A 22,794-nucleotide genomic window follows, 5' to 3' on the forward strand; every position below is an offset into this window, starting at 1 on the left:
AGATGCAGAGTCGTTTTTTTGAAATTTTTCGCCTGACCACATATTCTCTGGGTCTTATTTTTGTTTGCAATTTGCTATTTTCCCTATTTTACCATCAGTTCGTTTACTCCGTAGTTCTCAATGACCGCATCCCTGAGGAATTGTTAGAACCGATTTTGGAGGATCAAGCCGATCAAAAGATAGGTTTTATGGAAACAGTAGGAAAACTTACCGAATCCATCAAAACAATCGAAGAAGATTTCAAAACCGAATTCAAAGACAACCCCCAGAAATCCTTCGAATCCTTTTACGACATCATGTTGAAAAAGAAACAATACCTTCTTTTTTTTCAATCGGTCATTTGGTTTGTTTCCTTTGTCGGTCTCGGTTATCTGGTTCTGGTAAAAATCCTCAAAATCGAAATCACCAATTTGCAAGAAGATCTTTCGTTTAAGATGATACTAACAGGTGTTTCTAACGGGTTCATTGTTTTTTTATCGGTGATGATCATCGGAATCATATTTCAGGCTTTGGGAGTCGATGCAAATCCCGGCGTTTTTCCTCAGAAATTATTCAAAGAATTAAATGGTAACAGTTATCTTCTAGCTTGGGCGGTTTATACCGTAGGAATCATAACCGGTATCGTGGAAGAATTATTTTTTCGTGGGTTTTTATTAAAGTCCTTTATGGACAAAGGACTTGCTCAGGAAGGATTGATGATCATTTCAATCATTTTCGGATGGCTGCATTACGGTCCGGGAACGACAGTCGCAGTTCCTTTTCTGATTGCGTTTGTGGGGATGTATTTCGGTTATTTATATTTGAAAACAAAAAATCTATGGGTATCTATGGCTTGTCATGCGACGTACAATACCCTCGGATTATTGATTGCTTATTTCGGTGTGGATGGTATGACTCCGTGAACCTAACAAAGATATATCGCTTTCTTCTGATTGCTTTTATTCATTCGAGTCTCTTTTTTTCATTAGAAGCCGCTGAAACCGTGGAAATTTCGGGTTCACCTGACGATTTGAATCTAAGACTCGTTGCTCTTTTGAATCAATTGGATCCGAATTATTATAGCGATGATAAAACAAAGGGATTTGTTTACCGGTACAAACATACCTGGAAAAATCCTTATGATTTTGACATTTATATAGGCAAAGTCGGCAAAAATTCTCCTGATTCGGTATTAAGAATAGAATCTACCAAAGTCGGTCAGGAGAGAATGTGGAAACAAATCTTCGAACAGGAATTGCTAAGAAATCCTCCTAAAGAAGACGCTGTAGCATTGTCCAAAAAGTATCATATCGTCTCACAAGGGTTAAACTTGATTTCTCCCATAGCATCCGTCGGTTATAATTCCTGGAAGTCCCCTCTTTATTCTTCCAGGGATACTTTACTCAGCTCCGCTATTTATTTTTTAGCGGATTTGGTGTTAGTTGGTGGTGCCTATTATTATGCGCAAGGAAAACTCCCAAAAAAGAATATTTGGGAAAATATGATGAATGAGAAAGGGCCGGGGAATGTTTGGAATAGTCCCGACTCCATCGGAATATTCGCCGCGCTTGCCATTACAAGAGGGATACGAGCCTTTGATGCCTGGGAAGATACTTCCGCACATAATAAAACGGCTCAGTATTCCTGGACGTTCCGATTTTAGGATTTGAACAAGTCCCTCGCGGCATCCTGTGCGCTGGATCTTTCAAAATCTGCGCGTTCAATTAAAGTCAAATCCAATCCTTCTTTTTGAATCCTGCTGAGTATTTTTCCTACCTCGGCAGGTTGCGTGAGTTTGGTGGCTAAGTATTTAAAGACAGATCCGCAATCAGGGCATTTTTTATCTTTGAGATAATTTAATCCCAGTTTTTTACAACTTCCGCAAGTTCCATAAAGATCATCTATGTACAAAAGTTGTTTCTTCACTTCTTCAACGTCCAATTGACGCCATACTCGAACAAATTTTGTTTTATTTCCTGAGGAATCTTGGTTCATATGAAAAAAGAAAGGTGTTTTATGAATCCTGTCAAGAATCAATCAATTCGAATCTATGTTATTACTACCACTATCTTGGGCTTTCTAGCAGTGGCAATCGGTGCCTTTGGAGCTCACGGTCTCAAAGAAACCATCGGAGAAAGATTACCTGTATTTGAAACGGGCAGCCGATATCATTTTTACCATTTAATCGTTTGTTTGGTGATTACGACTTTGTATTCGGTAAAACCGGAAACTGTCTCCAAATCGATAGCCGTTTCCTTCTGGTTGTTTGCGACCGGAATCCTTTTTTTTTCCGGCAGTCTCTATGTTTATGCAATCACAGGACTTAAAATTTTAGGCGCTGTTACTCCGCTCGGAGGAATTTTATTTATGATCGGTTGGATTCTGTTAGGCGTTGGGATCAATCAATCTTTTTTATCACCAAAGAAAAACTGACCTTTTTTTCGAATCAGATCTCTGGAAATCAAACCATCGGCGATCAGAAGTAATCCGTCGATGGCGGCTTTTTTATCTTCCAAAGGAACATTTTGTTGGATCGCCATCAGCTCATGAACGTATTTTCTCCGCTTCACTTCCAATACTCCGAGCATGGAGCCGCAGATCTTTTTATCCATTTCAAGAAAAGCAAGCGCCAAAGTTTGGGGAGGAGTTTCGTTGCAAAGATAATACAAAGCAAGGTTATCAAAATAGGACAACTGTTCGATCTTTTCTAAAATTTGTTCTGAGCCTGACATGGATTTTTCCTTAAATGTTTTGGACTTCCAAAACTTTGTTTTTTAAATATTGAATCAGATATTTGGAACTGGGTGCTTCCCCTGTGGCTTTTGCAACCAATTCTTTCACTTCCAATTTTTTTCCCTGATGATGGACATTTTGGCGCAACCAATTGAGCAAAGAGGAATAATCTCCGTTTTCACTAAAATGATTCGCATAACCAGGATTTGTTTTTTCAAATGCCGCAAAAAATTGCGAAGAGAAAATATTTCCCAAAGTATAAGTGGGGAAATAACCGAACGCTCCCATGGACCAATGAATATCCTGTAAAACGCCTTCCGCATCATTTTCAATTTTTAAACCAAGATAGTCTTTTACTTTGGAATTCCATATTTCGGGAAGATCTTTCACTTTGATTTTACCATTGATCAATTCTCTCTCAATTTCAAAACGCAAAATGATATGCAGATTGTAAGTGACCTGGTCCGCTTCCACTCTGATTTTGCTTTTTTGGGTGGAATTGATCGAGCGATAAAGTGCCTCAAAAGGCAATTCCGATTCGGTCAGTTGGAAGTCGGATAAAAGTATAGGATACAAAAATTTCCAAAATGGCAAGGAACGCCCGACTTGATTTTCCCAAAGACGGCTTTGAGATTCATGAATTCCCAAACTTAAGAAATCGGTGAGAGGATTCGGGCCATCTTCGATTTCAGAAAGGCCGGCTTCATATAAGGAATGACCTGTTTCATGTAACACGCCGAAGATGGAAGAAAGCGGATCCGTTTCCGAATAACGAGTAGTAATCCTTTTATCAAATGTTCCGAGGCTAGTAGAAAAAGGGTGATGACTCACATCCAAACGCGAAATGTCCGTGGAAAGCCCGAGCAAAGGAGAAAGACGTTTGCAAAGTTTTTCCTGATTTTCTTTTGATATCTTTTTGGAAAAAGGATCGGGATAATGAGGGGCGGTCTCCACAATCGGAACCAGTTCTTTTTTTAAATCCTGAAATAAGGAATCTATTTCCGTTGCCTTTGCCCCTTTTTCATAGGAATCCAAAAGGGCATCGTACGGTTCATTCGCATAACCAAGATAATCCGCTTGCTTCAAGGATAATTCGACGATCTTGCCTAAAATCGTTTCGAAATCGGAAAATTTATTATTCTTTTTTGCATCAGCCCAAATCGCATGAGCCAGGTTAGTTGTTTCGGAGAACTCGGCAACAAATTCCGCAGGAATCTTTTCCGCTTTCTGTCTTTCCTCTTCCAAAACGGAAAACTCTCTCTCCCAAAGAGGGCGGGTTTCCACAGGCAAACTCGGCACGGTTGCCATCGCTTTCCGGATCAATTCTTTGAATTCGGCGCCCACAGTCCACTCATGGGTCAATTGAGAAATCTCGGAGATTTGTTTCGCTCTGTACTCCCTGCCTTGGGGAGGCATCATCACTTCCGAGTCCCAGTGCAAAACCGAACCGATATCTTGGAAGGTTTTGATTTTACGGTAAAATTGGCGGTAGTTTTGGAGATCTTCGGGAAAGCTCATACCCCCATTCTTTAAAGCCCTGCAAATCGGGAACCAAAAATCATTGACCACAAAGTTTCCTGAAAAACTATGTATTTACCATTGCGGGTGTGGTGTAACGGTAGCACAGCAGCCTTCCAAGCTTCTGGCGAGGGTTCGAGCCCCTTCGCCCGCAAAAGTCTTTTTCTAATCAACGAAATTCCATCATAATCTAACGAAAGTTTTCCGAAGGGGATCGAACGGGTTTGTGAGCCAAAAAACCAAGCGACAATAGGAGCGAAGGTTTTTTGACACGAAGCCAGGATGGCTGAGTGCGAGCAAACCACGCCTCGGAGCGCAACGAGCCACGATGGCGAGTAGCGGAGAGGGCGAGCCCCTTCGCCCGCAAAAGTCTTTTTCTAATCAACGAAATTCCATCATAATCTAACGAAAACTCTGCGAAGGGTGAGAACACGTGAGGCTTGCTAGAGCCGACAGGCGGCCAAGCCGAAGCGACGGCTCGTTCAACGAACGAGAGGGTGGATTGCGACCCAAAAAACCAAGCGACAATAGGAGCGAAGGTTTTTTGACACGAAGCCAGGATGGCTGAGTGCGAGCAAACCACGCCTCGGAGCGCAACGAGCCACGATGGCGAGTAGCGGAGAGGGCGAGCCCCTTCGCCCGCAAAAGTCTTTTTCCAACCAACGAAATTCCATCATAATCTAACGAAAGTTTCCCGAAGGGTGAGAACACGTGAGGCTTGCTAGAGCCGACAGGCGGTAGGGCCGAAGCAACAATCTCAAAACCAAGTGAAGCACTTCCTGCGGTGGCGAGGCCAAGGACGGCCGAAGCTTGCGAATCGTAACAGGAAGTTACGTGAGCAAGAGCAGGAAGTGTGTAACGTTTTTGTTTCACTCATTCCCAATGAATTGTTTCCACCACCGTTCCCAAGCGTTTGGCTCTCTTAGTTTGACAAGCTGGCCAAATTTGGGAGTTAACAAATCGATCTGATGTTTTTTCGCTTCCTTTTCTAAACTTTCGGCTGGCTCATACCAACTATGCAAAGCAAGATCAAACATTGCCCAATGCACCGGGACAAGCCTTTTCCCTTTTAGATCCAAATGTGCCTTGGCAGTTTGTTCAGGCAGAACGTGAACTGCTTCCCACATCGGATTATATTGTCCATTTTCAATGAACGTTAAATCAAACGGTCCGAACTTTTCGCCGATATTTTTGAAGTGCACATCGTAACCCGAGTCTCCGCTAAAATAGAATCTTTCTTTTTCTCCGATCACTGTCCAAGAAGACCATAAAGTATGATTGCCATTCATACCGCTTCTTCCTGAAAAATGTTGTGCGGGAGTACAAACAATCTTTATTTTACCAACATTTAAATTCTCCCACCAATCAAGTTCAGTTAGGCGATCTTCCGTAATGCCCCATTCTTTCAAATGAGAAGTGACTCCTAAAGGAGTGATAAATTTCGTATTTTTACTTTTGAAAAATTCGATCGTAGGCATATCGAGATGGTCGTAATGGTCATGCGAAATTATGATATAATCAATAGGGGGCAGCTCTTCCAATTTAACTACTGCATCTTGAAATCGTTTTACCATAAAACTAAATGGAGCTGCCGATCCGGAGAACACCGGATCAAAAAATAAAATTTGCCCTTCTATGTTCACAAGAAAGGTGGAATGTCCGAACCAAATAAACTTAATGCTTTCATCCGGCTTAAGGAACTCTGCAAAGTCAGGTTTTTCTTCCGGTAATCTCAAGTCCGGCCTTCTGTTTTTATCACCACCAAATAAAAATTTGAATACAAGAGAAAAGTAACTTTGGTTTTCTCTCATTTTCTCTAAAACATCAGGCCTACGGTTTACGAATTGTTCTCGTTCCCGGTCAAATTGAGGAGAAGTTTTTATCCTATCCAAATGAACACCGTAAGGATCTTTACCAAAGGCGCGACAATGAAATTGAATTAGTGTAAAAAGGAATATTAAAGGGAATGCGATCTGTTTCAAAAAATGACTTCCAATTTGTATTTCCCTTTTAGACTGTTTTTTTAAGTAAGAGAATTTGGTCGGAAAGAAAAGAATAAAAAATCGATGGCCAGGCGACTGAGTGCGAACAAACCAAACCGCGAGAGGGATGCGGAGGGCTTGGTCGGTCACGACCGCAGCGTTAGCGGAGCCCGGAGCAGCCCGACCCCGAATGCAACCGTTCGAATGAATTTTTAATAGTATATGTCGGGGACTCGCCCACATAACAAAGAATAAATTCTTTTATGACAAATCAAATGGTGCTTTGAAAAAACAAAGATTGAAAAATAGATAAAATGTTGTTAAGACTTTCTTTCTTTAAGTAAATTTGCCAACATCTCCCCTATCTGTTTGATGTCGTATGGTTTGGAAAGTAATCCATCCATAAAACGGAAGGAAGATTTTTTCGAAAGTTCCGAAGCAACATTTGCCGTTAATCCGTAAATTTTAGCAAAATTACCGTTCGTAGTTCCTCGTAAGATTTCCGCGGTCGCAAAGCCGTCTATTCCCGGTAAGTTGATGTCCATAAAAATCAAATCATATTTGTTATGGTAAGACAATTCGACCGCTTCTTCTCCGTTATCAACGATGAAAGGAGTGATCTTGTATTTTCCAAGGATCCTGGAAATCAATTGTTGATTCACCAGGTTGTCTTCCACAACTAGCACAGATAAGTCGGAATAATCTTTGGAATCATTTTGAGGATTATCCAAGATCTCTTTTTTCGCCAAATCTTCTTCAGCGATTTCAGTATCCCAATAAAACGAAAATTCCGTTCCGGAACCAACCTCGGATTTAACTTCGATAGAGCCGCCAAAAAGTGAAACCAGATTTTTGGTCACGGATAAACCCAAACCCGTGCCACCGAAATTTCGAGTGGTGGAAACATCGGTTTGAACAAACGGCTCGAAAATAGAATCAATTTTGGAACTGGAAATCCCGATGCCATTGTCTAAAACCTGTGCATGAATTCGAATATTGGAAAGGTCCAGGTTAACACACCTAATGCGAATAGTAATTGTTCCATCTTTGGTAAATTTTAGGGCGTTTCCAATCAAGTTTGTAAATATTTGTCCTGTTCGCAAACTGTCACCTAAAATCGAATTCGGGAAATCTTTCTGGATGTCCAAAAGAATGCGGTTGTTATTTTTTTTAGCTTCCGTATCGAGAAGTTTTCGCAAATCTCTCAACAAATCGGGTAGTGAAAAAGGCAATGATTCCAAATCCATTTTGCTCATTTCCAATTTCGAGAAATCTAGAAAATGATTTATGGTTTTTAACAGATTTAGTCCGCTCTTGTGAATCAATTCCAACGATTCCGCAATTTCAGTCTTATGTTCTTGAGATAATAATAATTCGGTTAACCCAATAATTCCCGTTAGGGGAGTACGAATTTCATGACTGAGCTTGGAGACAAATACGGTTTTGGCTAAATTTTCTTTTTGTACTGATTCGCTTTTTTCACGAAGAGCTGAATTTAATAATGTTAAGGTCTCTCTATGAGCGTGAACTGCGGTAACATCGTCAAATAACCATAATCGTCCCGGAGATTTCCTACCGCGTATGATTTGCGACTGTACCTGATAAACTTTTTTTTCCGGCATATGCAGAATCCAATACGAAGTAAATCCTTCATTATTAGGATCGGAAAGACCTATGGCCATTTCGGATTTTATCTCGGGAAGATTGGAAGTGGTTGTGAGAATATTCCGCATAGCCTCTGATATATTATAAGATGGATGTGCTCCGGGGCTCAAAGAAAATAGTTTTGCAGCATTTTCGTTGATCCAAGAGATATCCGTCTCTGTATCGACAAAAACAATCGCCTGCGGAATTGTCTTTAGAATGGATTGCAAACGGGAGCTAGTCGAAGCAAAAGAAATTTCTCTCTGATCATTCTTTAAAATTTCAACGACTCTAGGAGTAATCAACTTGGCAATTTGAGACAGCTCTTTCGAAACCAAATCTTTTTTCGTATAACAGAATAAGACGACATTTTTTCTTTCGGAAGAGGTTTCGTTGGAAGAAGAAACTCCGAAGGCGGAAATAACCGAAAGTTCCTGTAATGCATCGAAGTTTAAAGTGACAAACGAATCCTTTTCCAAAGGAAAGTATCCCACGGAAGAACCTTCATCATCGAAAGCTTTCTTTAATAACGAAGGATTTGTAAATTTTTGCTGTAGTACGGTTTCAGGAAACGATTCCACCAATTGAACCGAATGTTCGTCCAAAGATTCAAATAAAAGAGCATAATCGGCTTTTAAAATCCGGAGACAAAGTTGAAAAAAATCGGCCTTTTTGTTTGAATCGGAAGAAGAAAATAGTTTTGAAGAATCGATATAAAACTTCAAAACAACTTCTTCAAGTGAAGAAGTTAACATTGTTTAAATGAATCCTTCCATAGCTTTTATTACAAGCTCCGGAGCACTGATATGAGGGAAATGTCCTTCCGATTGAATTTGAACATATCTTCCGTTAGATAGATTTTTTTCTAAATATTTTCCCACTTCTACAGGCACAGCAATATCGGAAGCGGATTGAATGATCAGAACTTCATGTTTGCAATGAGGCAAATCCTGTCTGTGATCGGATTGAAAAATAGTTTTCGCCACGGACAATGCGATATCCGGACGAATCTCCCTTAAAGTGGATTCGAAAGAATGGGCAAGATCCGGATTGTTTTTATTTTCCATTACGATCGGGGCAAATCCGGCAGTCCAACCGAAGAAGTTGGTTTCCATAGCTGCATATAATTGATTCAAAGCTTCTTGAGTGAAACCACCGATGTAATCTTTATCATTCAAATAACGAGGTGAGGCACCGATAAAAACTAATTTCTTAAAAAGTTCAGGACGACGATTGGAAGCAAGCAAACCGATCATTCCGCTGACGGAATGAGAAACATAAGTTATCGGACCGGATTGTGTTTCAGAAATCAATTCGATTAAATCCTCCGCGTAAGCAAATAAACTGGAATAACGAATCGGACTGTATAATTTCGGATCGGTCTTTCCCGAGCCGACCAGATCGAATAAAATCACTTTATAATCAGTAGTCAAACTAGGAAGAATTTTATCCCAAGCCGATTGATCGGTTCCGAATCCATTCCCCAGTAAAAGAGTTTCTTTTCCGTTTCCAACGATCTTTAAATTCAAATTTTTTGCTTTTTGCATGAGTTCGCCAGCTTACTTATCATACGGGAGTAAATTATGTTTTCATTCGTATGAATCGAATAAAGGCCCGTAATTTTAATAATTTATAAGGGCTAAAATTTTCAATTGGAAATTTGAACTGATTAGCCTAAGAAATTTTTTGACAATCAGGCAAAACCTAATTGTCAATGATTGAACAAAGAAATCTCCGGTTTTTTAAAATTTTGCCATATAACCTAAATTAAATATGATATGGTGTTTCGGAAGATGTTGTTGCTGATAGGAATTGATAAGACTATCTTTCGTAATCGGATCCAAAGATAACGATTGAATCGTGGCTGCTGCAAGCTGGTTCGTTGTCCCGTGAATCTTGGAGGGGTCTGCGACTTTGCCATCTTCCGGATTTTGGTCGGATGATACTCCTGAAGGTTTAGGATAAGTACGATCGTTATCAAACAGGAAGAGAGAAGGCCTGTAAACATCGCTGATACTGAAATTTACGAAACTATAATTCACCTGTACCTTTGTGGTAATGTCTGTTACACCTGTTCTGCGATCGGTATTATTATTAAAATACTGAAATCCGGTTTGAATTCCTGGAGTCAGTTTCCAATCTTTCGATAGATCAAATTCATGGCTAAAACCGAGTCTATGATGGCTGTTTCCCTGATTCAGTCCGTTTGTCTCGGATGAAATTCTATAATTGGAAATCAGTTCCGGTTTCAAAACGGTTAAAAAGTTCGGTTTCCAACCGAATGTATAATTCATTGCACTTGTGTTAGTTGGATAATTGTTGCTATTTATGATAAAAAAACCGGTGGAGAACTGGCCGATTGAAGTGTTCCATTCATAACCGATCTGGCCTATAAAATAATCTCTCAATCCATTGTTTTCTTTCCTAGGCCTGATTTGATTTAAATCGTAAGCAACTTGGTTCCCTTGAACGGATCGAACCACCTTATCGGTTTCGTCTTTTCCTCCAGGACTCGATTGGTAGAAAAAGTCATTATCCGTATTGCTCCTTCCTGTCAAAGGATTTGCTACTACAAGGTTTACCTTCAGTCCGGTGATTGGTGTTAGAAAATTTACAAAGGTCCCGAGTATCAGACCGTTTGATACGGTCTGATACTCTTCATTATTCCTTCTACTTAGTCTTTCTCCATAAAGGCTGTTTCCGAAAATGAAAACATCATTTGCTAATGCTTGGCTAAAAATAAACTCAGGTTTCTTTTCCTCTTGTTTTACGGAACCGGAATCGACGACCGGATTCGATCCTGAAATCGGACTCGGGCTTTGCTTTTCTTCGGAATAAATCGAGAATGCAAATAGGAAACTAAGAAGAATCGGTAATTTAACCAATAAACGCAACATGACATACCACCTAATAATTGCTATATGAAAAGAAGAAACTATATCTGACTGGTTCCCCCGTCGACATTCAATTCTACTCCGTATATATAAGTAGAATCTTCCGAAAGAAGAAACGCTACCGAGGCCGCGATTTCCTCTTCAGTTCCGAATCTTTTGATCGGAACTCCTTGCGCAATTCGTGCAAGTGCTTCATCCGGAACCGGGGTCATTCCTCTTTTCCAGAGAGGAGTCTCGATCGGGCCAGGGCTAACAACATTTACACGAATATTCTTTTGGGAAAGTTCGCCGGAAAATGTGCGGGCCATTGATCTCACCGCGGCTTTGGTAGCTGCATACACACTTGTCCCCGCATTTCCTTTACTCGCGACTACGGATGCATTCAGCACGATGGCGGAACCAGGTAGTAGATAAGGAATCGCTTTCTGCAAAGTAAAGTATACTCCTTTGACATTCGTATTCATCAATTGGTCGTAAGATTCTTCCGTGATATCCGAGATAGGTATGAATGCGGCAGTTCCGGCATTTGCAAAAATCCCGTCCAATTTACCGTATTTTTCTTTGATGGTAATGTACATCCGATCCAAGTCTTCCAATTTAGTTACATCTGCGACAATTCCTAAGCTGTTCGAACCTAGTTCCTTCACAGCTTTATCCAAGGCATCCTTGTCTCTTCCCGTGATCGCCACTTTCGCCCCTTCGGAAGCCAATCGTTTTGCCGTGGAAAGACCGATTCCGCTATTTCCGCCTGTGATTAAAATAACCTTATCTTTGAATCTCATGATTCCTCCCGGAAGTTTTTACGCTACTGCAAACTTCCTAGTTCCTTTTGAGACCGATCGGTCTTTTTTGTAAAGACAAATTTTACGCCGAGTAAAAAATGTGATGAGAAAGTGAAAATCGGACTTAGTATGGAAGGAAGGGGGAAAAATGAAAAAAGGAGAAATTACAAAACAGTTGATCATTGAGAAATCAGCACCTATTTTCAACCGCCAAGGTTATCATAATGCCTCTCTATCGGATTTGATGGAAGCGACCGGACTTGAAAAAGGTGGGATCTATCGTCATTTCGCAAGCAAAGAGGAACTTGCTTGCGAAGCTTTTGATTATGCTATCAGATACAATTCCAAAATTCAAATGGAAGTCTTGGAAGAATGTGAAACGTCATATTCTAAGCTTGAAACTTTTATAAAAATATTCACTACAACAAAATCATTATTAGGTGGTGGGTGTCCAGTTTTCAACACAGCGGTGGAAAACGATGACGGTAATCCGGTCTTAAAAAAGAAAGCGTTAACCGCTTACAATAATTGGATTCAAAAATTAACTAAAATCGCCGAAGAGGCAAAAAAAGAAGGAAGCTTAAAAGAAACGGTGAACACGGAGACACTTGTGATATTTATCTTAACTTCATTAGAAGGCGCTTTGATTGCAAAAAATCTATCGGGACAACGATCCATTCTGATTGCTATGGGTGAAGAATTGATTTCTTATTTGGAAACGAAGAAGAGGTAAGAATTTGGTGAGGCTTTTAAGGATTGATTTGTATATCCCCGCCCTGATTAGGGAGGGGTGAACCACCCGCCACCCAATGAGTTCCAACTAACACATTCGAATCGAATTGGCAAATCTTCTGTGCATTTTCCTGAAATTTATCGAAAAAAGTTCGCCTTTTTGCCTTACTATTTCCTACGAAACCACCCTTGCGCCAGAGATCGAAGCGGGACGACCGAATGGTCGTCGTCCGAAGGACCGAAGCCGAAAGGCGGAGTCGCGGAAGAGCTCGGTCGGCGATTCGTTAAGTCCTTATCGTCTAACAAATCCGAGGCGCCTAACATCCGCTATCATCTCTACTAAAAAAATCCTAATATTCTACTCTTAAAAGCAAGCGAGATGCTTCTCGCGGCGGCGGAGGCAGGGATGCCGGAGCGTTTTCTTCGGGACAGGATGTCCCGAGAAAACGAGCGTGAAGCATCGAGCGTTTAGGATTTCAACAACCACTCCATCGCGGTTTCAACGGAAGGTAGTGTTTTGAGCTCAACATTGCCGGTCTTAAGAGTACTATCATCAATGGACATGGCCGCCAAAGCGGAATCAGGTATGACAATGGCAATCTTACGCAAAGAACAACCGATTGCTTGCGGAAACCACACTTCATTCACCCAGTCTTGCGCACCGGTACTGACAACGCCCATTTTTCTTGTGTCCGCCATCCATTTGGTAATGTCGTATTTTTTGATGACATCAAGACCTTTTAATAAAATTTCTTTGTAACCCTCTTCCGTGAAATCCGGAGTCCAAACAACCTCTAAAAGATTTTTATCTTTCACATAATACAGACTACCTATATTGGAACGGAATTCGAGATGATGCGTAGCGCTGTCTCTTTCGCTTCCAATCGTTGATTTGGCGGAAGTATTTGTCGTACTAAGAGTTTTGAAAAGTTCCACCATGGATCTCAATTGATTGGCCGTATTGGAAATACCCGAAATACTTGCCGTGAGTAAATCGCTACTTTCCGAGTTATTGAACGATAACCGGGAAATAGAACTAACAGATGTTACAACTTCATTCGTAGCGGCATTATGTTCTGAAACGGCAAATTTGATTTCATCCGAACGTTTGCGGACAAAACCGGCTTCTTTTAAAACTGCTTGCCTCAATTCCCTTTGTGCATTGGAAGCTTGGTGAACTTCTTCCATTTGATGGGAAACTTTGTCGATGGTTCCGATGATTTCCTGAATCTGTCCCGTTGTTTTTTCAATCCTTTCCATACCGAGCACCATATCGTTTTGATTCTTTTTCACCAGTTCGTTGACACCTTTTACGGAGCTCGCTGTTCTTTCCGCTAACTTGGAAACGGCTTCCGCAACGACAGCGAATCCCCTTCCGGAATCTCCCGCCCTTGCCGCTTCGATTGCAGCATTTAACGCAAGCATATTGATCTGCTCACTCACTTCCGCAATGGTCTTTACCATCTTGGTAATTTCTTTGGAGCTATTGGACAAATTGTCCATAGCCGCATTCATCTCTTGAAGAGAACTTTTTCCCGCCTGGGCTTTTTCCGTAATTTGTTTGAAGGAAGAAAGCGTACCTTCCACATTCGTGCCGGTTTTGTCCATAGCTTCCGAAAGTTTTTCCACTTCATCTACCAGATTGGCCATACTGGTTGAATTTTCTCCGGAAAAGCTGGAGATAGAAGTTGCGGCTCCAGAAATTTCCTCCATGGAAGCTGACACTTGTTCTGTGGCAGCAGATTGAGATTGGAGATTGGTTGCAAACTCAATTACGACTCTTTTCATTTTTTCGGAATCATCCGCCAAATGGGTAACGGAATTTCTCAAATGTTGGATCAATTCGCTTTGGCCTTTCAGCATTCTGTGAAAGTTTTCGTAAAACTCTGCGAGCAATTCTTTCGGTTTGTAAGGAATATGAATTTGTAAATTACCTTTACTCGCTTCCCGAAATGCATTTTCAATCGTTGCGAATGTATTGGAAAGGGAACCGCCCGAATAATAAGCGAAGACCATACAAGCCAAAGTCATAAAAGCAAAAGACAGGCTCATAGGAAGAGCTATTGATTGTTCGCTGGGGGGAAGTAAGTTATGAAATAACAAACCGTTTCCGAATAGGATAACAAAGCCGAATAGGAAATAAGAAATGAAATAATAAAATCTTAATTTTGTTTTCATGAATATCGTATACCTTTGATCGAATGGAAATGAGCCGATTCAATAATTTATTTACTGAATCATCTTAGCACGGATACGGATGAAAGAAAACTTTCATCCGAAGGCTTTATTTATAATGTATACGTTTTTTTTCGAGGCTTTACCGTATTTTTATTTTCTGTTTTTTTCTCATTTTGTAAAATTATGTCCCTAGAAAAGGTGCACAATCGTACAAATTGAACTCTAGGAGGTGATCAATTGAATCAAATCTTTCAGAGGAATGGTAGCGGAAGGCAACCACATCAGAATCCCAATAGAGAACACGGAAATCAACAGAATTGCTTTCCTTTTGGAAACCGGATTGCCGGATTTTTTTTCCGTATGAAAATAATAGAAAATACAAGCCAGACTGAATAAAAATTCAAATAGAATCGCCAAATGAGGAAAATACAGATAAGAATTCAAGGAGATGACCGGTGAATTCGGATACAAAATCTGGTGTTCGAAACCGACTAAAAGATCGCATAATACATGCAATACGACTAGAAAACCGCACCACAAAGCAAATCCCTTATTGCGAAAAACGGCGAAAATCAACCCGCCGAAAACTAATCCTTGTAAAATCGCAGGGATAAGATTATGGCTGTAGGTCATTTGAACTTTCAGGCTTTGGAAAGTAGCATCCAACAAAGAAGAAGGAGATGTCGCCTCCACTCCGGCCATTGCAAGTGCCAACCAAAGAAATTCCGGAACATTTGCAGCTACCAAAAGAACCCAAAAGGGGAATCGTTTGTATCTGCTATAAGGTAATAATGCCGTAGCATAGTGACCGAGTATCATAGTTTACCTCTGGTCACAATCCGGTGAACCAGAACAAGTCCCAAAATATAAAAGAAGATCAATGTGAAAATTAGGGAAGACATCAGAGTGAAAAGATTAAGGCATTTGGGAAAGTTTGTCAATTCGGATTCAATTCGTCCGAGCCTATCGGCTCGTGCCGCTTTACTGCGAATTTCGGACCGTCGGGAAGCAAGGAACATTGTTTTTGCAAAAAATTGACTGTCATCTTTTGGACTTTGATTCAATTTAGCACCGTTGGTATCTTCGATACGACAGGAAAAAGGAATGAGCATCGGTTCACTGAAAAACTTAGCATTGAGTGATAACGGATTTGTTTTCGACCCCACAACAGGAAATACGTTTATTTTCAATGAAACTGCTTTAACAATTGTTCGATGCCTCATTCAGGAAAAATCTAAAGAGGAAATCATCCGGTTCCTGTTGGAAGAATATGAAGTCGGGGCCGAGGAATTGGAAAGAGACTATTCCGATACCATGATTCACCTAAAGGAACTCGGACTGTATCAATGAAACGTCCTCTCATCGCCGTAAGCGGGATGAATGCCGTAGACAGTCCCGGCCCCGGGGTTCCCGTGCTTCGCTCTCTGAAAGAATCCGATCTCCATCCTAGACTCATCGGTTTTGCCTATGGAACTTTGGAACCCGGAAATTTTATGACCGATTTTTTGGAAAATTCATTTTTGTTTCCCTACCCCAACGCAGGACCTGGAGTTCTTTTGGATCGGATCAAAAAAATCCATTCTGATTATCAAATGGACGTCATCATACCCACTCTCGATTCGGAACTTGATAATTATATCGCCATTGAACATGAGTTAGATCAAATGGGAATCAAAATGGTACTGCCCGGAAAAAAGGAATTACATACCAGAGATAAAACCTATCTCAGCGAATCCTTAAAAGATACCGAAGTACTGCTTCCCGAAACAAGAACCATCCAAGACATAGCCTCCCTCAGACAGGCAACCGATGAGATCGGATTTCCTTTGTTTATGAAAGGAATTTTTTATGAAGCTTTCTATGCACGTAATTACGAAGAAGCTGCCGGTTATTTTTATTCCATTTCTGCAAAATGGGGAGTGCCTGTCATTGTTCAAAAATATATCTCGGGAGAAGAATGCAACATTTGTGCTTTAGCTAACAAGGGTGAGCTGGTTGGCGGAGTGGTGATGAAAAAACTTTTCCTAACGGATAAGGGAAAAGCTTGGGCGGGAGTTACGATCGGAAATGAAGAAGTCAAAAAAATTTCCACTTCCATCCTAAAGTTCATCAATTGGCACGGAGGATGTGAGTTGGAATTCATTATAGAATCCAAAACGGGAAAAATGTATCTTCTCGAAATCAATCCCCGCTTTCCCGCTTGGGTATACCTCGCTACAGCCTCCGGGCAAAATCTACCGGATGCTTTGGTAAAAATGGCTTTGGGAAAATCGATCCCTTCTTTCTCTTCCTATGAAGTCGGTAAGGTATTTGTCCGGCACAGTTGGGATGAAATCATTCCCATGAAACAAATTGAAGCTTTAACAGTATACGGTCAGTTAGTCGATCCTAAAAAGGAAAGTTCTTATGAGTAAAAAAGTTTACCTGCGTCCTTCCATCAAAAAACAACATTTAGGCGCAGCAAATAAATTTGCAGGCTTTCATCCTCCTGAAACGGTTTCTTCCATTGATGGAATCCTTGTGGAAGACTTATTGAACAAATATGGCTCCCCTTTGTTTATTTTTTCGGAAACTACGATCCGGAAAAAAATCGCCGCTTATAAACAAGCATTCGAATCCAGGTATCCCATGTTCCAGCCCACTTGGTCATATAAGACCAATTATCTGAATGATATCTGCAAGGTTTTTCATAAAGAAGGTTTTTGGGCGGAAACAGTTTCCGCTTTCGAATACGAAAAAGCGAGAAAGAATGGGATTCCCGGAAATAGAATCATCTTCAATGGGCCTTACAAACCGTATGAAGCTTTGAAACTCGCGGTCTCAGAAGGAGCAAGAATCCATGCGGATCATTTGGATGAAATCAAAGACTTGATGAAAATCGCAGATGAATTGGGCCGCAAAGTGGATGTATCCATTCGCATCTCCATGGATACGGGAAGTTATCCTACCTGGAGTCGATTCGGATTCAATTTGGAATCTGGTCACGCATTGGAAGCGGCGACAAAAATTGCGGAAAGCGGAGGAAAATTGAACCTAACGGGAGTTCATTCCCATATAGGAACTTTCATGCTGGAACCGTCTGCATATAAAAAAGCTGCTCTTCAAATTTCGAAATTTTATAAAGTACTAAGAGACGATCTCAGGCAACCCATGCAGTACATAGATTTGGGAGGTGGGTTCGTTTCGGCTAACAAATTGAAAAATATATATCAATCCGGGGCATCTCTACTTCCTTCTTTCGATCAATATGCGGAAGCAATTTGTTCCGCTCTCTACGATGCGTTTTCTCCGGAAGAACCACCTTCCTTATTCTTGGAATCCGGTCGCGCCTTGGTGGATGAGTCGGGATTTTTGGCAAGCACAGTAGTCGGAACAAAAACCCTACCTACGGGAAGAAGAGCTTTGATTCTGGATGCAGGAGTCAATTTACTTTATACTTCCACTTGGTACGATTTGAATATTTCACCTATCAAAGATTATTCGAAAGATTTTGAAGAGGTGATCTTATACGGACCTCTATGTATGAATATCGATATAGTAAGAGAGACTTGCATACTTCCCAATATGGCGCGGGGAGAAAGTCTACTCATCCATCCTGTCGGAGCTTATAATGTAACCCAATGGATGCAATTTATAGAAATGAGACCGGCCGTAGTGCTCATTCAAACCAATGGGCAGATCAAACAAATGCGGCGAAGAGAAACAACCGATGATATCAATGCAATGGAAGTAGAGTCGTGAATTTGATCCGTACTTTTTTTACTTCCACTTTGAGTGCCTACTCTACCGTTTTATTCAGCGGTAGTCCTTATATCGGTCTTGCCATATTCTTTTCCACTCTCTTCCATCCGGATGCCGCCATCACCGGGCTTTTGGGGATTTTATTTTCCAACGCCATTGCATTGTTACTCGGTGTTTATCAGGAGAGAATCAAAAAAGGTTTGTACGGATTCAACGGACTGCTTGTCGGTTTGTCCGTAAGTCTGTATCACTCGATAGATATAAATTTGATATTATTGCTGTTTGCGGCAATTGTGCTTTTGGTTTTCGTCACCCTTGCCTTGGAATACATTCTTTCTTATTTTTACGGACTTCCCGTTTTATCCATTCCGTTTGTAATCGTAAGTATCATTCTATATCTGGCATTTTACGATTATAAAAACTTGAACGAAAAACAGACCTATCTTTTTCCTTACGACAAATTCTTTCCCGAGCTTCCTTTTTATGTATTGTATTATTTGAAAAGTCTAGGAGGGATTTTTTTCCAATCCAGTCCCTGGTCCGGCCTTTCCATCGCAATCATACTATTAATTTCCAGTAGGATTTCTTTCATCTTATCAATAATCGGATTTGGGATAGGATTGCTCTTTCATACAGCGTTAGGTGGAAATGCGAATGATCTTTCCCTCGGAAATATCGGCTTCAATTATATACTAACATCCATCGCCGTTGGCGGATATTTTCTGATACCGAATCCTTCCACTTTTGTATTGGGAGGACTTGCGGCATTGGTAAGTGTGCTGATTGCTTCTTTTACAAAAATATTTCTCATCCAGTTCAATATACCTGTTTTTGCACTTCCTTTTACAACCGTTACATTATTGTTCGTTTATGTTTCCCGATTGTTGAGAAATGAAAAATTCGTAATCGTAGACTTTCACCCCGGTTCCCCGGAAAAGAATTTGGATTATTACAAAACCAGAAGAAAACGTTTCGGATCAAGCGGGCTACTCATCAGGCTTCCTTTTACCGGAAGATGGAAAGTCACACAAGGTTATGATGGAAAGTTTACTCATAAAGACTCCTGGAAAGAAAGTCTCGATTTTATGGCTGTAGACCAGAATGGAAATACGAAAAAAGGAAACGGATCTTCACTTAATGACTATTATACGTTCGGACTGACGGTTCTCGCTCCCGCGGCAGGAAGAGTTGTAAAAGTGATTCATCATTTGGAAGACAATTCTCCGGGCACGGTCGATACAAAAAACAACTGGGGAAACTTGGTTCTGATAGAACATTCAAACTTTCTCTACTCACAGATTTCCCATTTGCAGAACAACTCCATTTCCGTGAAGGAAGGTGATATCGTTTCCGCCGGTGCAAAGATTGGTCTTGCAGGAAATTCAGGTAGAAGTTCCGAACCTCATATCCATTTGCATTTTCAAACCAATCCTGAAATCGGAAGCGTTACCGTACCCATCTCGTTCACTCATTATCAGGAAGAAACGGATCCCGAACCGAAAATCCGGTTCAATTCGATTCCCAAAGAAGGAGAAACAATCGGCAATCTTCTGACGGATTTCAATCTCAGAAATTTTTTCACATTTCCTCCAGGGGGATCGATTTCAGTTCAACTAACAAATAATCACCGAAAATCTATTTTTGAAAATTGGAAAGTTCACTTGGATCTATTGGGAAACCGTTATCTGGAAGATGATAACAACAATAGACTGTATTTTTTTACATCCGTCGATTCATTCACTTGTTTGGATTATATAGGCAAAAAAAATACCGGACTTTTTTTCTTTTATCTATCCACATACCGGGTTCCGTTCATTCGAAATCAAAGCCACTGGGAAGATCGAATTTCTTATAAACATTTTTCACACCCTTTGATTCGAGTAATCAAAGATTTGGTAAATCCTTTCAGCGACACATTCGGACATACTTGGTCCGGCAAATTGATCGTTAAGGATTCTCAAGTGATTCTGAATACATTGATCACCGGAAGATCGAATGCAGCTTTATACGAATTGGAACTGATACCCGGCTCGAACGCACCGGGAACAATTCGAATCAAAGGCCAGGAGGGTAATGAATGGATTTTAAAAAACAATTAGTCTTTGTTCTTTTGATGATAGAAATTATTTTCTCGCCTTCATTATTTGCAGAAGCGATCACAGAAGCAATTCAATTGATGGAAAGATCGGAATATCAAAAATCTGTTTATGTTTTGGATAGTTTAATCAAACGAAATCCAAATGATTCGGTTGCTTGGATGTACAAAGGTTATGCGAATATGATGTTAGGGTATTATGACTTTGCTCTCGCAGATTACCGAACATCTTATAAAATTCAACCCAATTTGGATTCCTTATCGGGAATCCAGTGGGCATTTCTCGCAGGAGGAAAATACAAGGAAAGCATCGAGGCCGGAGAACAAATCCTGAAAGATTCACCAAATAATTATTATGCTATACTTAGAATCGCAGAGGCATACTATGCTTTGCAGGAATATTCCGAAGCTTATAATCATTATAATTCATTGCACAAAGAACACGGAAAAGACGGTTATTCTCTTTGGAAAAAAGGACTCTGCGAATATTATTTGGGAAACCTGCCAGAGTCGGTTTCTCTTTTCAAAGAAGCCGATAAACTATTGCCAAACCATCCGGGAATCCAATATTCCATTGCGAACACCCACTTAACACCTTATATAGCGATTACACCGGAAGCAACCGGATTTCAATTCAAAGGTTCTGATTTTTTAGGAAGCGGACAAAAGGGAGGAATCAATATAGCTTATAGTCCTAATGATGATTGGAATTTTCGAATCGGCGCTTCCGCGGAACAAACTCAGAATTTGAATTCTTCTTCAGGCGTTCAGAATTATTTATTCGACCCGCTCAGTCTGATCAGTTACAATCAATATAGAACGTCTCTTCCTCAATCCACAATTCGAAATTATCTGACGCTTCCGATCAATCTGTATTATCTGGATCAATTGTTAAGCGCAAAGGATTATCAAACTCAAAAATATTCCGGAGGAATCACTTACAAATTGTCTGAACATTTTCATACGTTCGCCTCCACTCATGTATTGCAATCCAATACTTCTTACCTGGACGGAGGAACTTCTACCCAGGCAGGTATCAGTTATACTGATTATTATACGATTTCCTTTTCAGGAACGGGAATTTCCCATCCTACAAGTAAAGGTGGGCAAGCAAGTTTGGCCTTTTATATACCTTTCTTCGACGGATTTTATTCCAACTCCATCGCCACTGGGCAACAAATGTCTGTTAAATATTATGAAACGGTTTATCTGTCTTTAAATCCTTTGTCTACGACTTACCAGACAACGAGAGAATCGAAAGGGTACGGATTTTTCCAACAGGAGTTCGGTTATAAAGGCAGATATTTTTTTACCGGAATCGGAGGAAGAGTCGGCACTGCCAGGACACCTATGATGGGTGAAACTTGGGTGTATACCGGAATGGATATGTTGAATGGTGGTTACGGTTTTATCGGAATGAAGTATAATGGTATAAGTCTTCAACTGCAATACAACCGCGATTATTGGCTTGACTCTCGAAATGAGAAGCCCGTATCTGATAGTGTTAGATTGAGTCTCTCTTGGATATTTTAGATAAGCTTAGCAATCATATGAAATCATTTATAGGAAGAGATAATGAACGATCAAACAGATTGGGGTAAATTACAATCCCTTCAAAGAACATGTCGTGGCGGTTTGGATTTAATCGTCCAAGGGCAGGAATCCACTTCGTTATATGTACTGTTAAGCGGTCGACTCAGTGTTTTTCGCCATAATGTAAAGGTTTCCGAGATCAAAAAACGAGGAGACTATATCGGGGAGATCGGTATCTTACTCAAAACTCCTGCGAGCGCCACTACCAGAACGGAAACCGACGTAGTCGTAATAGAAATCGAGTCTTCCAATGTAGTCAGACTTTTTTCGCATAGCCCTGGTATGGCGATTGCTTTGGCTCGTAAAATGGCCGATCGATTGGCCGAATTAAATTCCACCTTCTCTTACTTACTGGACAAATCTTACCGGCCCGAACTTGTAAAACGTTTTCAAGAACATCAAAAAAACAAGCCGGCTCAACCTACTTCCGTAGTATTGAATTTGGATCTTCTAAAACCTTACATGATCGAATGCAAAGCTGGCACACAGATACTGACTCAAAATCATTTTCCAACGGCTTTGTATATTTTAGTGAACGGAACTTTAGATATTGTTAAGAACGGAAAAACGATCGCTGTAGAAAACGAAGAAGGTTATTATTTAGGCGATGTCGCTATCTTGCGAAACAAACCTTCCAACGCCACTGTCATTGCAAAAACGGATGCAAGGTTGATTGAAATCAAATTGGATAAAGTGGAAGGTTTTTTACATCATTCCCCCGAAATCGCATTGTCGATCGCCGAGAAACTTGCGGAAAGGACTTTAGCCATCAATGAATTGTTTTTAGATCTGCAAGTGGATGCGATCACGGAGATGAATAAAAAAGAAAGGGCTCCGGAAGAAAAAGCCAATCAGAGTTTGGAAAGTTTTGATAAAATAGAAAAGGAAATTATGACGATTTTGGAGATGAGTTTGCATTAAAA

At 40.5% G+C, this 22,794-nt stretch carries 20 protein-coding genes and 1 tRNA gene; 11 read left to right on the forward strand and 10 right to left on the reverse strand.

Going from position 1 to position 22,794, the window contains the following annotated elements; all coding sequences use genetic code 11:
* Positions 1–2: 2 nt before the first annotated feature.
* Complete coding sequence (locus DI077_RS17570) at positions 3–902, forward strand: CPBP family intramembrane glutamic endopeptidase (RefSeq protein WP_109021572.1); 900 nt, start codon at positions 3–5, stop codon at positions 900–902.
* A complete protein-coding gene (locus DI077_RS17575; protein WP_109021573.1) occupies positions 899–1,642 on the forward strand; it encodes a hypothetical protein in 744 nt (247 codons plus the stop codon). The genes DI077_RS17570 and DI077_RS17575 overlap by 4 nt, the downstream gene beginning before the upstream one ends.
* On the opposite strand, the gene DI077_RS17580 is transcribed toward DI077_RS17575, so the two are convergent.
* Entirely contained in the window at positions 1,639–1,974 is a 336-nt protein-coding gene (locus tag DI077_RS17580) for a hypothetical protein (protein WP_109021574.1), read from the reverse strand. The genes DI077_RS17575 and DI077_RS17580 overlap by 4 nt on opposite strands.
* Before the next feature lie 21 nt (positions 1,975–1,995).
* Between DI077_RS17580 and DI077_RS17585 the strand changes: the two genes are divergently transcribed.
* Positions 1,996–2,412, forward strand: coding sequence for a DUF423 domain-containing protein (locus DI077_RS17585; protein ID WP_109022160.1), 417 nt, complete (start codon positions 1,996–1,998; stop codon positions 2,410–2,412).
* Here the strand turns inward: DI077_RS17585 and DI077_RS17590 are convergent.
* Positions 2,382–2,711 (reverse strand): hypothetical protein, encoded by a 330-nt coding sequence (locus DI077_RS17590; RefSeq protein ID WP_109021575.1) that lies wholly within the window; start codon positions 2,709–2,711, stop codon positions 2,382–2,384. The genes DI077_RS17585 and DI077_RS17590 overlap by 31 nt on opposite strands.
* Positions 2,712–2,721: 10 nt before the next feature.
* Positions 2,722–4,230, reverse strand: coding sequence for a carboxypeptidase M32 (locus DI077_RS17595; protein ID WP_109021576.1), 1,509 nt, complete (start codon positions 4,228–4,230; stop codon positions 2,722–2,724).
* 83 nt (positions 4,231–4,313) lie between these two features.
* On the opposite strand from DI077_RS17595, the gene DI077_RS17600 reads away from it, so the two are divergent.
* Positions 4,314–4,384, forward strand: a tRNA-Gly gene (locus tag DI077_RS17600).
* Between the two features lie 715 nt (positions 4,385–5,099).
* On the opposite strand, the gene DI077_RS17605 is transcribed toward DI077_RS17600, so the two are convergent.
* The 5 genes from DI077_RS17605 to DI077_RS17625 all read right to left on the reverse strand — a co-directional run bounded on the left by DI077_RS17605 (position 5,100) and on the right by DI077_RS17625 (position 11,532).
* On the reverse strand, positions 5,100–6,212 hold the full coding sequence (locus DI077_RS17605; protein ID WP_109022161.1) for an MBL fold metallo-hydrolase: 1,113 nt from the start codon (positions 6,210–6,212) through the stop codon (positions 5,100–5,102).
* A 320-nt stretch (positions 6,213–6,532) separates the two neighbouring features.
* A complete protein-coding gene (locus DI077_RS17610) occupies positions 6,533–8,611 on the reverse strand; it encodes an ATP-binding protein (protein WP_109021577.1) in 2,079 nt (692 codons plus the stop codon).
* Positions 8,612–8,614: 3 nt separating this feature from the next.
* The gene (locus DI077_RS17615; protein WP_109021578.1) at positions 8,615–9,403 is read right to left on the reverse strand and encodes an alpha/beta fold hydrolase; all 789 of its coding nucleotides are present in this window, start codon (positions 9,401–9,403) and stop codon (positions 8,615–8,617) included.
* Between the two features lie 195 nt (positions 9,404–9,598).
* The gene (locus DI077_RS17620; RefSeq protein ID WP_109021579.1) at positions 9,599–10,753 is read right to left on the reverse strand and encodes a hypothetical protein; all 1,155 of its coding nucleotides are present in this window, start codon (positions 10,751–10,753) and stop codon (positions 9,599–9,601) included.
* 38 nt (positions 10,754–10,791) lie between these two features.
* Entirely contained in the window at positions 10,792–11,532 is a 741-nt protein-coding gene (locus DI077_RS17625) for an SDR family oxidoreductase (RefSeq protein ID WP_109021580.1), read from the reverse strand.
* A 148-nt stretch (positions 11,533–11,680) separates the two neighbouring features.
* Here DI077_RS17625 and DI077_RS17630 point away from each other — a divergent pair, with 148 nt between their 5' ends.
* A complete protein-coding gene (locus DI077_RS17630) occupies positions 11,681–12,265 on the forward strand; it encodes a TetR/AcrR family transcriptional regulator (RefSeq protein WP_109021581.1) in 585 nt (194 codons plus the stop codon).
* Between the two features lie 467 nt (positions 12,266–12,732).
* On the opposite strand, the gene DI077_RS17635 is transcribed toward DI077_RS17630, so the two are convergent.
* Positions 12,733–14,442, reverse strand: a complete 1,710-nt coding sequence (locus tag DI077_RS17635) for a methyl-accepting chemotaxis protein (RefSeq protein WP_109021582.1) — start codon at positions 14,440–14,442, stop codon at positions 12,733–12,735.
* Between the two features lie 222 nt (positions 14,443–14,664).
* Complete coding sequence (locus tag DI077_RS17640; RefSeq protein WP_109021583.1) at positions 14,665–15,261, reverse strand: hypothetical protein; 597 nt, start codon at positions 15,259–15,261, stop codon at positions 14,665–14,667.
* Positions 15,262–15,546: 285 nt separating this feature from the next.
* Here DI077_RS17640 and DI077_RS17645 point away from each other — a divergent pair, with 285 nt between their 5' ends.
* From DI077_RS17645 to DI077_RS17670, 6 genes are read left to right on the forward strand one after another with little or no spacing between them, the layout of a single operon-like run.
* A complete protein-coding gene (locus DI077_RS17645; protein WP_217351568.1) occupies positions 15,547–15,792 on the forward strand; it encodes a PqqD family protein in 246 nt (81 codons plus the stop codon).
* Complete coding sequence (locus tag DI077_RS17650; protein ID WP_109021585.1) at positions 15,789–16,856, forward strand: ATP-grasp domain-containing protein; 1,068 nt, start codon at positions 15,789–15,791, stop codon at positions 16,854–16,856. The genes DI077_RS17645 and DI077_RS17650 overlap by 4 nt, the downstream gene beginning before the upstream one ends.
* Complete coding sequence (locus DI077_RS17655) at positions 16,849–18,183, forward strand: alanine racemase (RefSeq protein ID WP_109021586.1); 1,335 nt, start codon at positions 16,849–16,851, stop codon at positions 18,181–18,183. The genes DI077_RS17650 and DI077_RS17655 overlap by 8 nt, the downstream gene beginning before the upstream one ends.
* Positions 18,180–20,282 carry an urea transporter gene (locus DI077_RS17660; RefSeq protein WP_109021587.1) on the forward strand — a complete coding sequence of 701 codons (2,103 nt, stop codon included), beginning with the start codon at positions 18,180–18,182 and terminating at the stop codon, positions 20,280–20,282. Before DI077_RS17655 ends, DI077_RS17660 begins: the two co-directional genes overlap by 4 nt.
* Entirely contained in the window at positions 20,261–21,811 is a 1,551-nt protein-coding gene (locus DI077_RS17665; protein ID WP_109021588.1) for a tetratricopeptide repeat protein, read from the forward strand. The genes DI077_RS17660 and DI077_RS17665 overlap by 22 nt, the downstream gene beginning before the upstream one ends.
* Positions 21,812–21,853: 42 nt before the next feature.
* A complete protein-coding gene (locus tag DI077_RS17670) occupies positions 21,854–22,792 on the forward strand; it encodes a Crp/Fnr family transcriptional regulator (protein WP_109021589.1) in 939 nt (312 codons plus the stop codon).
* Positions 22,793–22,794 lie beyond the last annotated feature (2 nt).

Origin of the sequence: Leptospira kobayashii (genome assembly GCF_003114835.2) — a bacterium.
Lineage (GTDB): Bacteria > Spirochaetota > Leptospiria > Leptospirales > Leptospiraceae > Leptospira_A > Leptospira_A kobayashii.